The 13,113-nt window shown below is 66.2% G+C and carries 10 protein-coding genes and 2 pseudogenes; 10 read left to right on the top strand and 2 right to left on the bottom strand.

Going from position 1 to position 13,113, the window contains the following annotated elements; genetic code table 11:
- Positions 1-60 precede the first annotated feature (60 nt).
- The 10 genes and pseudogenes from CHB99_RS23385 (at position 61) to CHB99_RS23345 (ending at position 11,491) form a co-directional block, all read left to right on the top strand.
- Positions 61-1,611 (top strand): DUF1302 family protein, encoded by a 1,551-nt coding sequence (locus CHB99_RS23385; protein WP_042130035.1) that lies wholly within the window; start codon positions 61-63, stop codon positions 1,609-1,611.
- 17 nt (positions 1,612-1,628) lie between these two features.
- Entirely contained in the window at positions 1,629-2,885 is a 1,257-nt protein-coding gene (locus CHB99_RS23380) for a DUF1329 domain-containing protein (RefSeq protein WP_042130033.1), read from the top strand.
- A gap of 56 nt (positions 2,886-2,941) precedes the next feature.
- A pseudogene (locus CHB99_RS30215) lies at positions 2,942-3,970 on the top strand (PAS domain-containing protein); the annotation flags it as partial.
- A gap of 81 nt (positions 3,971-4,051) precedes the next feature.
- Positions 4,052-4,261 (top strand): annotated as a pseudogene (locus CHB99_RS30380) (methyl-accepting chemotaxis protein); the annotation flags it as partial.
- 238 nt (positions 4,262-4,499) lie between these two features.
- Positions 4,500-5,774 carry an acyl-CoA dehydrogenase family protein gene (locus tag CHB99_RS23370; protein WP_052419564.1) on the top strand — a complete coding sequence of 425 codons (1,275 nt, stop codon included), beginning with the start codon at positions 4,500-4,502 and terminating at the stop codon, positions 5,772-5,774.
- Positions 5,774-7,048 (top strand): thiolase family protein, encoded by a 1,275-nt coding sequence (locus CHB99_RS23365; RefSeq protein ID WP_042130029.1) that lies wholly within the window; start codon positions 5,774-5,776, stop codon positions 7,046-7,048. Before CHB99_RS23370 ends, CHB99_RS23365 begins: the two co-directional genes overlap by 1 nt.
- Positions 7,049-7,057: 9 nt before the next feature.
- Positions 7,058-8,677, top strand: a complete 1,620-nt coding sequence (locus CHB99_RS23360; RefSeq protein ID WP_042130027.1) for a class I adenylate-forming enzyme family protein — start codon at positions 7,058-7,060, stop codon at positions 8,675-8,677.
- A gap of 17 nt (positions 8,678-8,694) precedes the next feature.
- Complete coding sequence (locus tag CHB99_RS23355) at positions 8,695-9,807, top strand: saccharopine dehydrogenase family protein (protein ID WP_042130026.1); 1,113 nt, start codon at positions 8,695-8,697, stop codon at positions 9,805-9,807.
- A gap of 79 nt (positions 9,808-9,886) precedes the next feature.
- Positions 9,887-10,702, top strand: coding sequence for a glucose 1-dehydrogenase (locus CHB99_RS23350; RefSeq protein WP_042130022.1), 816 nt, complete (start codon positions 9,887-9,889; stop codon positions 10,700-10,702).
- A gap of 15 nt (positions 10,703-10,717) precedes the next feature.
- Positions 10,718-11,491 (top strand): glucose 1-dehydrogenase, encoded by a 774-nt coding sequence (locus CHB99_RS23345; RefSeq protein ID WP_042130020.1) that lies wholly within the window; start codon positions 10,718-10,720, stop codon positions 11,489-11,491.
- 516 nt (positions 11,492-12,007) lie between these two features.
- On the opposite strand, the gene CHB99_RS23340 is transcribed toward CHB99_RS23345, so the two are convergent.
- Entirely contained in the window at positions 12,008-12,247 is a 240-nt protein-coding gene (locus CHB99_RS23340) for a response regulator transcription factor (protein WP_052419563.1), read from the bottom strand.
- Between the two features lie 91 nt (positions 12,248-12,338).
- Positions 12,339-12,578 (bottom strand): hypothetical protein, encoded by a 240-nt coding sequence (locus tag CHB99_RS23335; protein ID WP_042130018.1) that lies wholly within the window; start codon positions 12,576-12,578, stop codon positions 12,339-12,341.
- Between the last annotated feature and the right edge of the window lie 535 nt (positions 12,579-13,113).

The following is a 13,113-nucleotide window of genomic DNA, read 5'->3' as shown; positions in this document are numbered from 1 at the left end:
CGACCGCCTGCGAGAGCAACAACTACTGCCATCCAACAAGAACAATGAGAGGTAATCGGGATGCAATCGACCCTTCGCGCCAAGCGGCCGACCTGGCTGCTCGCGCTGCTGCCACTGGGTGCCATGTCCGCCGCTGCGCAGGCGATGGACTATGGCAATGACGAATACGGTTTCAGCCTTGGCGGCTATCTGCGTGGCTGGTCGTCGTTCAACCTGAACAACGCGCCGGAAACCCATGGCAACGACAAAGGCAAGCTGTCCATGCTGCGCGGTTCGCTGCTGCTGGATGCCGACGCGGTGACCGGACCGTTGAGCTGGAAGGCCATCGGCCGCTTCGACAAGGAGTGGATGACCGGCTATCAGGACGACCTGCAGGACATCAACCGCTCCATGGTCAACACCGGTAATCGGGGCCGCGGCAGCGACCTGATGGACGAGTACGACCGGGCCGAGCTGCGCGAGTTCTACTTCGACTACGAGTACGACCGGGTCAAGTTCCGCGTCGGCAAGCAGCAGGTGGTGTGGGGCGAGACCGACTTCTTCCGCGCCATGGACGTGGTGCACGGCTTCGATTACCGCTGGCGCTCCTTCCTCGAACCCGAGAACGAGGAGCTGCGCAAGCCGCTGATCATGTTCAACACCACCGTGCAGGTGCCCGAGCTGGACGGCTCCCTGCAGGTGCTGGTGCGGCCGGGCTGGGACGCGCACAACGCGATCGGCAACAGTGTCGACTTCTACGGCGGGCGCTGGGCGCCGCAGCCGTATCGCGGCACCGACTTCTTCTCCCTGCTCGACACCGACTACGACCACCCGGCCGGCGACAACGAAAAGGTCACCGGTGGCCTGCGCTGGTCGGGCCTGGCCGGTGACGTCAACTACTCGCTGGCCTGGCTCAAGTCCTATCAGGGCGATCCGGTGGTGAACTCGCGCTTCGCGCCCTACAAGAAGATGCCCAAGGGAGTGCTCGGCGATGTGATCCACCCGGAGATCACGGTGTGGGGCGCCACCGCTTCGACCTACGTGGCGGCGGCGGACGCGGTGTTCTCCTCCGAGGTGGTGTACACCGAGGGCGTGGGCTTCAACCAGGGCAGCTACCAGAACCCGATGTTCGGTGGCGCAGTGCCGCCGGGCTTCGCCGGCCTGCAACGCAAGGACACCCTGACCACCATGCTGCGCATGGACAAGACCGTGGACCTGACCCGCGTGCTCGGCACCAGCCGTCCGTCGTTCCTCTCCATGCAGCTGTTCAACACCCGCGTGCTCGGTTTCGACAGCGACGACGACCTGGTCGAGCTGGCCGCCTACGGCGCGAAAAAACGCCGCGACACCACGCTCTTCACCACCGTGCTGCAGACCAACTACCGCAACGACACCATCAACCCGTCGCTGGCTGCCGGTATCGATGTGAACAACAAGGGCGGCTTCCTCATCCCCGCCGTGGAGTTCGCCCTGGGCGACAGCTGGCGCCTGCGCGCCGAGGCCGACCTGTTCTACGCCGCTGGTCGCGGCAGTGATGGTGGCGGCGATGCCCAGGGCAAGGGCGACACCCGCCTGTTCGGCTATTTCGACAACCATGACCAGCTCGTGCTGCGTCTGACCCGCCAATTCTGACCCGGAGTCGCTGACCGATGAAAACCCTCTTCAAACACGCGGCGCTGAGCTGCGCCCTGCTGGCCAGCAGCGTTACCGCGCTGGCCGCCGATCTGCCCGCGGGCACCCTGGTGAACAAGGCCAACCTCGACCAGGTGCTCAACGAAACCTTTGAGGGCAAGCCGCTCAAGACCCTGCTGACCGACAAGGTGCAGTGGCAGATCCGCAACTACAACCTGGGCCTGACCCTGGCCCCGTCGCGGCCGGTGGACCTCGACCCGAGCTACCTCGCGGCCAGCGCTGCCAACGTCGGCAAGGTCGGTTTCGACAAGGCCACGCGGACCGTGCAGGGCTGGGAGAAGGGCGTACCCTTTCCCAGGATCGACAGCAACGACCCGGACGCCGGCGACAAGATCGTGTGGAACTTCATCTACGGACGGCCCATGGGCGACTCCCAGGAAATGAAGAACTTCCACTACATCCTCATCGACGCCAAGAAGGGCGTGGAGCGGGTCCAGCGTTACCGCCTGGACCGCTTCTACACCCGCGGGCGGCTCAACGGCCCGGCCAGCATCGGCAGCGACTTCATGCTGCAGAACACCCTGCTGTTCGCCGAGGCACCGCAGGACATCAAGGGCATCGGTACCTATACCAAGCGCTACGCCGACGGCTTCAAGGCCGACGACGTGTGGGCCTACCTGAAGTCGGTGCGCCGCGTGCGGCGCATCTCCGGCAACGCCTGGATGGACCCGGTGGGCGGGCTTGACCTGCTCGGTGACGATATCGACGTCTGGGATTCGCCGCCCAACTGGTACAAGGGCGTCAAGCTGATCGAGAAGCGCTGGATCCTCGCCGTCACCGATACCCCGGCGACCGTCGGCGTCGTCGGGGGCGAAAACGCCGCGGCGTTCCCGCAACAGGACGTGAGTACCCCGCCGTACTGGAACCCCAATCCCAAGCTGGGCTGGCAGCCGCGCGAGGTCTGGGTGCTCGAAGGTACGCCGCCGGACGCCCACCCCTACGGCAAGAAGGTGCTCTACGTGGACGTGCAGGCCAACCGCCCGCTGATGGCCGAGATCTACGACAAGAGCGGCGAGTTCTGGCGCTTCCACCACATGCAGCAGCAGCCGATCGTCGGCGAGGACGGCTACAAGGCGATCCTGCCGGTCCAGGGCCAGCAGATCGACTTCAAGCGCCAGCACTCGACCAACTTCGTCTCCACCTTCGTGATCAACCGAAAGGGGGCCAAGGAGTCCGACTTCACCCTGGGCAAGCTCGAAGCGGCCGGCAAGTGACGCTCTAGCACGCGACACCTCCACCACCACCCATCACTCCCGCTTCGGCGGGAGTGATGCTTTTCAGGGCCACCTCCACCTCTGCCCGGGAGTTGTACATGTACCTGTTATCTTCCGCCTTCAGCATTCGCAATCTGTTGCATCGAGTCGTCGTCCTGGCCGGTGACGATGACGCCTGCGCGCTTTCCGATCGACGTCTGGTCGCCCGCGCGGAAAGCGCGTTGCAGTGCCTGCAGCAGCGCCTGGACGAACTGACGCGCCAGGTCGAAGAGGCCACCGCCGAGCGGTGCCTGCTCGAAGCCGGCAATGTGCGGCTGCTGGCCGACCTCGCCCATGAGCGCAATCGCTGCGAACTCATGGCGGCCTGCGCCGACGGTTGCTGGGAAACCCGCGTCGCGGGCGACGGCACGCTGCCGCTGGAGGCCGAGCTGGTCTCGTCGGTGGGCCTGCGCGGGTTGCTCGGGCTCGATCCGGGCAGCCGCCTCGGCGCATTCCTCGCCTGCGTGCACCCGGACGAGCGCACCAGCCTGCAGCGCTTCGTCCACGGCAACCTCAAGGCGGGCGCCGATCGACCCTCGGCGGCGTACCGGCTGCGCCTCGCGGCTGGCGACTACCGCTGGTTCCAGATTCGCTGCGACAGCCTGGCCGAAGCCGACGGCAAGGGGATCAGGCTGATCTGCACGCTGCGCGATATCGACGACGGCCGGCGCCTGGGCGAAACCCTGGAAACCAGCGAGCAGCGCTTCCGGCTGATGCGCGAAACCATCCGCGAAGCGCTGTGGGAGATGGAGGTGGTCGAGGGCGACCCGGTGAACCCGCGCAACCGGCTCTGGTGGTCGCCCCAGTTCATCCGCCTGCTCGGCTTCGACGAGGGCGAGCACTTTCCCGCGGAGCTGGACAGCTGGGCCTCGCGCCTGCACCCGGAGGACCGGCAGAAAGCGCTGCAGGCCTTCGCCGAGTACATGACCCGGCGCGAGGCGTCCGGGCCGCTGGAACTGAGCTACCGCCTGCAGCTCAGGAATGGCGGCTACAGCTGGTTCCGCGCCCGCGGCATGGCCTGTCGCGACGCCCACGGCCTGCCCCTGCGGGTGATGGGGTCGCTGGTCGATGCCCAGGACGAGTACGAGGAAAGCCAGTTGCGCCGCCTGCAGGCGCGTCAGCACGCGGCGCTGCAGGACAACCTGCAGAAGCTCGGTGCGATCGTCGGCACCATCCAGGGCATCGCCACCCAGACCAACCTGCTGGCGCTCAATGCGGCGATCGAGGCGGCCCGTGCCGGCGACCTCGGCCGGGGTTTCGCGGTGGTCGCGGACGAAGTGCGCACCCTGGCGATCCGTACCACCGAGGCGACGCAGCAGGCCAAGGCGATGATGACCGCGGTGGAGTGACCTCCCCCCATCGGCCACCAGTGTCGGGGGGACGTCGGGTCTCCGGCGACCCGGCATGATCGGTTCATACAAGAACAATCAGCAGGTATCCCCCCATGTCGAGCCCCCGTGCCCTCGTTCGTCCCGCCGCCGCGGCCCTCGCTGTTTCCCAGACCACGCCCGCCCAGTGATTTCATCGTCACCGGTCGGCTGGCCGGTGACTCCCGACACAACAGGAGTCCACCCTATGAACCCTAGCAACCTGCCCCCGCAGCAATGGCCCGCAGAACCCAGGGTCACCCTGGGGCCCTGGGCCTGCGAGCCCCCGCTGGACGAAGAGTCCGAAGCCTTCCGCCAGAGCCTGCGCCAGTTCGCCAGCAAGGTCATGCGCCCGATCGGCCAGGAGCTGGATCGCCTCAGCGCCGAACAGGTGGCGGCCAAGGGCTCGCGCCTGTACGAGTTCTTCGCCGAGTACGACAAGCTCGGCATCAGCCAAGAACTGCTGGCCAGCCTCGACGACGAGCAGCGCGCGGTGATGTTCCCGCTGCTGTTCGAGGAACTCGGCTGGGGCGATGCCGGCCTGGCGATTTCGGCGGCCACGCGCATGCTGCCGTTGTACATGGCGGCCAAGCTGGGCAATTCGTTCGTGCTCAAGGAGTATTCCGAGCAGTTGATCGGCTGCTGGGGCATCACCGAACCGGACCATGGCTCCGACTCGCTGGATGTCAGCCGGCAGATCTTCCATGCCCAGGGCAGCTATGGCCGGCCCAACTGCGTGGCCCGGATCAGCGATGGCCAACTGGTGATCAACGGGCAGAAATCCGCCTGGGTTTCCAACGGCTGCATCGCCGATCTCTGCGTGTTGTACTGCGCCGCCGAGACCGCGAGCGGCCCGGACACCCAGCACGGCTACTGCGTCGTCGTGCCGACCAACCTGCCCGGCGTTTCCCGGGGCAGGCCGCTGGAGAAAATAGGCCAGCGTCCGCTGCCCCAGGGCGAGCTGTACTTCGACAACGTCAAGGTCAGCCTCGACCACATCCTCGCCGGACCGGACGACTACAAACGCGCGGTCTATGCGATCCACACCGACGCCAACCTGCTGATGGCCGCGACCTTCACCGGCGTGGCGCGCTCGGCCTACGACCACGCGCTGGCCTATGCCCATGAACGCAAGCAGGGCGGCCAGCCGATCATTCGCCACCAGGACGTGGCCCGGCGCCTGTTCCACATGCTGCGCAAGGTCGAGGCCGCCCAGGCGCTGACCCGCCGTGTCGCGCGTTTCAACAACCTGTCGTCGGTGCCGGCGCTGCAGGCGGCGATGCTGGCCAAGGTCACCGCCACCGAGCACGCGTTCGAGGTCGCCAGCGACGCCATCCAGATGTTCGGCGGCAACGGCCTGACCCGCGAATACCCGGTGGAGAAGATCTTCCGCGATGCCCGCGCCTCGATGATCGAGGACGGCTGCAACCAGATCCTCGCGATCAAGGGCGGCTACAACCTGATCAACCAGGAGTGGCTGTGATGAGTGTGAGCGAACTGGACCAGCAACTGATCCGCAATGCCCGGCAGAACGCCTACGTCATCGGCGTCGGCATGACCCGCTTCGGCAAGCACCTGGGGCGCAGCCTCAACAGCCTGGCACGCGAGGCGATCAAGCAGGCGCTGGACGACGCCGGCATCGAGGCGCGCCAGCTCGAAGCGGCCTGGATGGGTACCGGCGCCGCGCCGGTGATCACCGGCCAGGTGTGCATCGCCGGCCAGGCGGTGCTGCGCGGCCTGGGTGTCGGACGCATTCCGGTGGTGAATGTGGAGAACGCCTGCGCCACGGCGTCCACCGCCTTCCAGCAGGCCTGCAGCATGGTCACCCACGGTCTGTACGACGTGGTCATCGCCGCGGGTTACGAGAAGCTCTACCACGAGGACAAGGCGCGCACCTTCTCGGTCTTCGACGGCTGCGTCGATGTCGACGAGCAGGACGCCGTGCTCGGCTTCCTGCGGGACGGCCTGCTGCGCTCCGGCGCCCAGGTCGACCTGGCCCAGGCCGGCAAGGATCGCTCGTTGTTCATGGACATCTACGCCACCTGGGCACGCGACTACCTGACCATGGCCGGCGGCGAGCCGCGTCACCTGGCCATGGTCACCGCGAAGAACTCCCGGCACGGCGCGCTCAACCCGCGCGCGCAGTTCCAGGACGTGCTCAGCGTCGAGCAGATTCTCGCCTCGCGCAAAATCGCCGATCCGCTGACCCTGCCGATGTGTTCGCCGATCGGCGACGGCGCGGCGGCGGCGGTGATCGTTTCCGAACGTGCGCTCAAGCGTCTCGGCGCACGTCAGCCGATCCGCGTCGCCGCCTCGATGATCGTCAGCGGCTACGACTACGCCGATGACGACACCCCGGACGTGGCCTGCTGGGCATCCGGACTGGCCTACCAGGCCGCCGGCGTCGGTCCGCGGGACTTGAGCCTGGTGGAGCTGCACGACGCGTCCTCGGCCTCGGAGCTGATGTACTACGAAAGCCTCGGCCTGTGTGGGCGTGGCGAAGGCGTGGCGCTCCTGGAGTCCGGCGCCACCGAGCTGGGCGGGCGCATTCCGGTGAGCGTGTCCGGCGGTCTCAACCGCAAGGGCCACCCCATCGGCGCCACCGGTCTGGGGCAGGTCTTCGAACTGGTCGAGCAGTTGCGCGGCAACTGTGGCGCGCGCCAGGTGCAGGGCGCCAGCGTCGGCCTGGCCGAGAACGGTGGTGGCTTCATCGGCGCGGATGCCGCGGTGATGAGCATGACCATCCTGACCCGCTAGGAGCCTTCCATGTCCAACGATTCCCTGATCCTGGCCCACGTCATCCAGCGCAAGGCCGCCGAGCAGCCGGACCTCGATGTGCTGACCTTCGTCCACGTCGATGCCGACCAGCAACTGCGCGACTGCACCCGCAGCTACCGCCAGCTGTGGGAGAACGGCCAGCGCATCGCCTCCGGGCTCAACGACGAGTGGATGGCCCAGGGCGATGCCTTCGCCCTGGTCATGTTCAACCATCCCGAGTTCGTCGAGGCGATGGTCGGTTCGTCCATCGCCAACACCGTGTTCGTGCCCATCGATGCACGGGCCTGTGGCGACAAGTTGCAGTACCTGCTGGACTTTTCCGGCAGCCGCGGCGCCATCGTCGCCGACCACGCCCTGGCCGCGGTGCTGGCGCTGGCCGGGTCCTTGCCGAAGCTGGAGTGGCTGTGGGTGCTGGAGACCGGTGCGGGTCTCGGCGAACTGCCCGTTCACCCGCGCATTCGCATCCGCGCATTGGGCGACGTGCTGGACGACCGCGTGCCCGACATCGCCATCCGCGCCAACGATCCGCAACAGCCGATGCAGTTGCTGTTCACCTCCGGCACCACGGGCAACCCCAAGGCCATCGTCGCCCCCCATGCGCGCTTCGCCGCCATCGCCAGCCTTGGCGCCCAGGTCGGCCTGCAGGCCGGCGACCGGCCCTATACCGGGCTCAGCCTGACCCATGCCAACGCCCAGTGCATCACCCTTGGCAACGCCCTGTTCATGGGCCTGCGCGCGGTGATCAGCCGTCAGTTCACCAAGTCGCGGCTGTGGGAGATCCTGCGTCGCCACCAGTGCACCGTGTTCAACCTGCTCGGCGGCATGACCACCGCCGTGTACTCCGAACCGCCGCGCGCGGACGACGCTGACAACCCGGTGCGCTACGTGTTCAGCGCCGGCATGCCGGCGAGCATCTGGCAGGACTTCGCCCGGCGTTTCGACGTCGAGATCTTCGAGTTCTACGGCACCGCCGAAGGCGGCCTGACCCTCAATCCGCCAGGCGGCCCGATCGGCTCCATCGGCAAGCCGCCGACGCACCTGCGCTGCGCGATCCTCGACGGCGAGGGCCGCGAAGTGGCGGCCGGGCAGCGCGGCGAGATCTGCTTCCGCGCCGCCAATGGCGGCGAGCACCCGCCGGTGGCCTACCTGAACAACCCGCAGGCGTCCGCCGCCAAGACCCAGGGTGGCTGGTTCCACTCCGGCGACATCGGTCACCAGGACGAGAACGGCTGGGTCCACTTCGACTATCGCGACGGCAGCGGCATTCGCCGCAACGGCGAGTTCATCGAGCCGGCGCAGATCGAAAAGGTCATCGCCGAGATGGGCCCGGTCGCCGACGTGTATGTCTACGGCCTGCCCACCGCCCACTGCGCGCCGGGCGAAAAGGAAGTGGTCGCCGCCGTGGTGGCGTTGCCCGGCCAGCACCTGGACAGCCGCGAACTGCTGGCGCATTGCGCCCGGCACCTGCCACGCAACCTGCTGCCCAGCCATGTGCAACTGCTTGACGAGATACCCAAGACGGCCTCGGAGAAACCGCTCGAACGCATCCTGCGCGAGCGCCTCGAAGCCGCGTTGGGTGCTGCCTCCTCACAACAACGATCCGCATGAAACAGGAGAACAAGAAAATGTCCGATATCAAGGTCGTGGTCTACGGTGCCAGTGGCTACACCGGCAAACTGATCGCGCGTCACCTGGCGGCCCGCCAGATTCCCTTCATCGCCGCCGGCCGCAGCGCGGCGAAGATCCACGAGCAGTTCGCCACCCAGCCGGAGCTCAAGGCTGCCCGTTATGAAGTGCTCGAAGTGGCCAACGAAGAAGGCCCGCTGACCGAGCTGCTGACCGGCAAGGCGGTGGTCTACAACACCGTCGGCCCGTTCATGCAACTGGCCGAGCCGATGGTGCGCGCCGCCCTGGCCGCGGGCTGTCACTACCTGGACAGCACCGGCGAGCAGGACTGGATGCTCCATGTCCGCGAGAAGTACGGTGCCGCCTATGCCGAGCGCGGTGTGGTGCTGATCCCGGCGCTGGCGTTCATGTGGACCTCCGGCCACCTGGCCGCGGAAGTCTGCCTGGAGACCCCCGGCATCGACACCCTGGACCTGGTCTACGTCACCCGTGGTTCCCTGCCTTCGGTCAGCTCGACGCTGTCGTTCCTGCGCATGTGCTGCCAGCCGCAGTACCACCTGGCGCAGCGTGAGCTGGTCGAGTGGCAGCCCGCCACGCCTTACCAGGCGGTGGCGCCGACCTTCCACCAGGTGCTCGATTGCCTGCCGTGGAGCGGCGGTGGCGAGCCGGTGTGGTACCTGGACGACGCGCGCGTGCGCAACTGCAGCATGCTGGTGAATTTCGGCAACCCGACGGTGATGAGCAGCGTGCTCAAGCTGGCCCGCGAGTTCAACGAGGTGCACCGCTTCAAGTCGCCGCGGGAGCAGGAAGAGGTGACCAACGGCTGGGGCCACGAGTGGACGCCGCTGGAGCCGCCACGGGAAAACCCGGAGCACTGCCGCGCGGTGATTTCCTGCCACGGCAGTGGTCCGTCCAGCCAGTCCACGGTGATCCTGCAGGGCAACTGTGGTTACGAGCAGGCCGGCTCGGTGGCCGTGGCCGGTATCGAGCGCATCCTTGCCGGCCAGGTCGCGGCGGGCGGTTTCGTCAGCCCGGCGGCGGCCTTCGGCGCGCGCTACCTGCTGGCCGCGATGGAGCGTGACGGCCTGACCAAAGTCATCGTGCGCAACTGATCCACTTCGTCGAATCGACGCTTTGCGGTGCGTGCCTGTGATGGCTCGCGCCGCTTTTTTATCAGGGAGGTTCGTGGACATGAAAGAACTGCTGAGTACCTTCGGCCTATCCGGCAAAGTTGCCTTGATCACCGGCGCGGCGTGTGGACTGGGGGCCCAGGCCGCCGAGGCGCTGGCCCGTGCCGGGGCCCGCGTGGTGATCAGCGACATCCTGCCGGAGGTGGCGCAGGAGACTGCCGCAGGCATTCGCGAGCAGGGTGGCCAGGCACTGGCGCTGAAGCATGACGTCACCCAGGAGTCGGATTGGCAGGCCGTGGTTGCCGAGGTCGTTGAGGCGTGCGGTGGCCTGGACGTGCTGGTGAACAACGCCGGCATCGAACAGGTCGGGTTGATCACCGAAACCCGCCTGGAAGATTTCCAGCGGGTGCACGAGATCAACGTTTCCGGGGTGTTCCTCGGCCTCAAGCACGCCTCCCGCGCCATGCGTCCGGGTGGCGCCGCCGGGCGTGGCGGGGCGATCGTCAACCTCTCGTCCGTGGCCGGTATGGTGGGTGTGCCGGGGCTTGGCAGCTACTGCTCATCCAAGGGCGCGGTGCGCCTGCTGACCAAGGCCGCGGCGGTGGAGTTCGCGGCGTTGGGTTATGGCATCCGGGTCAACTCGCTGCATCCGGCCATCGTCAAGACCGAGTTGGGTGCCAACGTCGTGCGCGGCTTCGCCGATGTCGGCCTGGTTGCCGACGAGGCGCAGGCGGAGAGCCTCGTGCAAAGCATGCATCCGCTGGGCTACGGCCAGCCGCGGGACGTCGCCAGTGCAATTCTGTACCTGGCCTCCGATGCGGCCTGCTGGATCAACGGCACCGAGCTGGTGCTCGATGGCGGATTGAGTGCGCGATAACCGAGGAGACAGATGATGGGACGTTTGCAAGACAAGGTCTGCGTGATCACAGGTGCGGCCAAGGGCATCGGCCTGAGCACCGCGCAATTGTTTGCCCGCGAGGGCGCCAGCGTACTGCTCACCGACATCGACCAGGCTGGCGGCCTCGCGGCGGCCAATGCCCTGGGCGAGCAGGGTCTGACGGTGGGCTTCCTGCAGCAGGATGTCACCGACCCGGCGCAATGGCGCGACACGCTGGACTTCTGCGAGCAGCTGTTCGGACGCGTCGACGTGCTGGTCAACAACGCTGGCGTGGGCGCGTTCTGCGATGTCGAGCAACTGAGTCTGGAGCAGTGGCGGCACACGCTGGCCTGCAACCTGGACAGCGTGTTCCTCGGTACGCAACAGGCTATCGGGCGGATGAAGGCGCGCGGCGGCTCGATCATCAATGTGGCTTCCATCGAGGGCCTGATCGGTGAGCCGCTGGTGCCGGCCTACAACGCCAGCAAGGGAGCCGTACGTTTGCTCACGCGCTCGGTCGCGGCGCATTGCGCGCGTCAGGGCTACGCCATCCGGGTCAACGCGCTGTGCCCCGGCTATGTCGAAACGCCGATGGTGCAGGGTGCGTTGGCTGCCGCGCCGGACGAGCAGGCCCAGGGCATGCTGGAGTACCTGCGCCAGCGCATTCCCATGGGGCGCATGGCCCGGCCCGAAGAGATCGCCAAGGCCATGCTGTTCCTGGCCAGCGACGACTCCAGCTACATGACCGGCGCCGATCTGGTGGTCGATGGTGGTTATCTCGCTCAATAGTCGGGGTGAGCGCTCATTTCCATCAGCTTGCGGGCTGCCGGGAACCGCATCGAGGCCGGCAGGTGCCTGCCTTGAGCCTTGCAGCGCTCTCAAGATCGAGCGCCGCCCGCGCGGCGCATCGCAGTGCATGACGACGCCCTTCCAGCGCTCTTGAGATCGCGCGCCGTCCGCACGGCGCTTCGCGAGCAAGCTCGCTCCCACAGTTTGTTGCAACGTACCTATGTCTGTCAGGCCATGGTTGACCGTCTCGTTAGCACGACGGGATATCAAGTCGATCCAAATGGCCTCTACGCTAACCCCTGCCATGCACCAAGGCTGACAACCCCAATCCCACAGGCCATGGCGCGTTGCTACAGACTGTGGGAGCGAGCTTGCTCGCGAAGCGCCGCGCGGGCGGCGCTCGATCTCAAGGGCACTGCACCTGTCACTGCGAGCACCTGGTGGCCTTGATACGGTTCCCCGGCGAGCCTTTCAAAGAGGTGCAGATACCCACCCCCAAGGCCCCGCCCCGACCGATCACCCCGAATTCCGCTCACCCACCAACTTCTCCCGACGCGCCTTGTCGATCGCATGCACCCGGTCGCTGACGTTGAGCTTGGCGAACAGCTTCTTCAGATACCACTTCACGGTTTCCGCCGAGATGTTCAGCGCCAGGGCGATGCGCTTGTTCGGCATGCCCTGCACCAGCAGGTCGAGGATGTCCTGCTCGCGGCCACTGAGGTTGTACTCGGAGTGCTGGCGTACCGGTTGCTCCATGCGTGGCCGCTGCAGGCTGCCTTGATACGGTTCCCGGCAAGCCTTCAAGGATGTGCAGATCCCCATGCTGCGATAGGGCCAAAGCATCCCTTCACACCGGCACGCTCACCGTCGAGCGCGACAACGCCACCGTCAGCAACGCCTTGCAGATTCTCATGTCCAGCAGCGCATCACTGAGCATTCGCTGATGCTTCACGCTGGTGTGGGCGGGCAGATAGGACGTGAGGGCGATTGCCTTCTTCAGATGGTCCTCGGCACGGCGGATCGCGTCTTCATGGGACAGACCGGGACCGACGCAGAGGATGGGAGGGTCGGGGACTAGCTTTTTCATGGTTTTGGATTCTCAGGAGGTTGAGGAATGAAAAACCACAATTCGCTGCTAAACGAAGGGTGGCGACTGTACGCGGGTTAGCAGACCGGGCCTCCAGAATCCACATTCACCCGGCGCACCCGAAGGCGCCCCGCGCACAGCCGCCATAAAACTGGTGGCTGGTGGATACAAGAGGTGACGGACTGCTAAATCCGGTCGTTGATTTGGCAACGACCGACGCAGACTAGGCACCCTTTCCAGGTCACGCAACCGATAAGCGGGCCGGGGAGTATGCTTGGGAAATTACCTACAAGAAAGTCGGAGATCGGTGAATTTTCCGAGCCTTATGCGACATTTTGTGCCTGATTTTCCTTCCTGAAAGATGCCCCGTCCTGGACGACGGCTCGGCTGGCCAAGAACCTACAAGGCATTCAGCCCTTTCCAGTGAAAATTCCGAAGCACTGCTGAGATTTCCTATAGATCGCGGGGAAATGCCCTGCTGACTGCATTCACCTTCACATCAATGATTCCGCCCCTCACACGACGATGGAGGGGT

The organism is Pseudomonas japonica, assembly GCF_900188455.1.
In the GTDB taxonomy this organism is placed as follows: Bacteria; Pseudomonadota; Gammaproteobacteria; order Pseudomonadales; family Pseudomonadaceae; genus Aquipseudomonas; species Aquipseudomonas japonica.
This window is presented reverse-complemented; position numbering and strand designations above follow the sequence as displayed.

What these genes read in the sequence shown, in the direction of transcription:
- CHB99_RS23385 (WP_042130035.1), top strand. Translation starts at nt 61, where the DNA reads ATGCAATCGACCCTTCGCGCCAAGCGGCCGACCTGGCTGCTCGCGCTG.
- CHB99_RS23340 (WP_052419563.1), bottom strand. Translation starts at nt 12,247, where the DNA reads ATGGAGCAACCGGTACGCCAGCACTCCGAGTACAACCTCAGTGGCCGC.
- CHB99_RS23360 (WP_042130027.1), top strand. Translation starts at nt 7,058, where the DNA reads ATGTCCAACGATTCCCTGATCCTGGCCCACGTCATCCAGCGCAAGGCC.
- CHB99_RS23355 (WP_042130026.1), top strand. Translation starts at nt 8,695, where the DNA reads ATGTCCGATATCAAGGTCGTGGTCTACGGTGCCAGTGGCTACACCGGC.
- CHB99_RS23380 (WP_042130033.1), top strand. Translation starts at nt 1,629, where the DNA reads ATGAAAACCCTCTTCAAACACGCGGCGCTGAGCTGCGCCCTGCTGGCC.
- CHB99_RS23335 (WP_042130018.1), bottom strand. Translation starts at nt 12,578, where the DNA reads ATGAAAAAGCTAGTCCCCGACCCTCCCATCCTCTGCGTCGGTCCCGGT.
- CHB99_RS23350 (WP_042130022.1), top strand. Translation starts at nt 9,887, where the DNA reads ATGAAAGAACTGCTGAGTACCTTCGGCCTATCCGGCAAAGTTGCCTTG.
- CHB99_RS23365 (WP_042130029.1), top strand. Translation starts at nt 5,774, where the DNA reads ATGAGTGTGAGCGAACTGGACCAGCAACTGATCCGCAATGCCCGGCAG.
- CHB99_RS23370 (WP_052419564.1), top strand. Translation starts at nt 4,500, where the DNA reads ATGAACCCTAGCAACCTGCCCCCGCAGCAATGGCCCGCAGAACCCAGG.
- CHB99_RS23345 (WP_042130020.1), top strand. Translation starts at nt 10,718, where the DNA reads ATGGGACGTTTGCAAGACAAGGTCTGCGTGATCACAGGTGCGGCCAAG.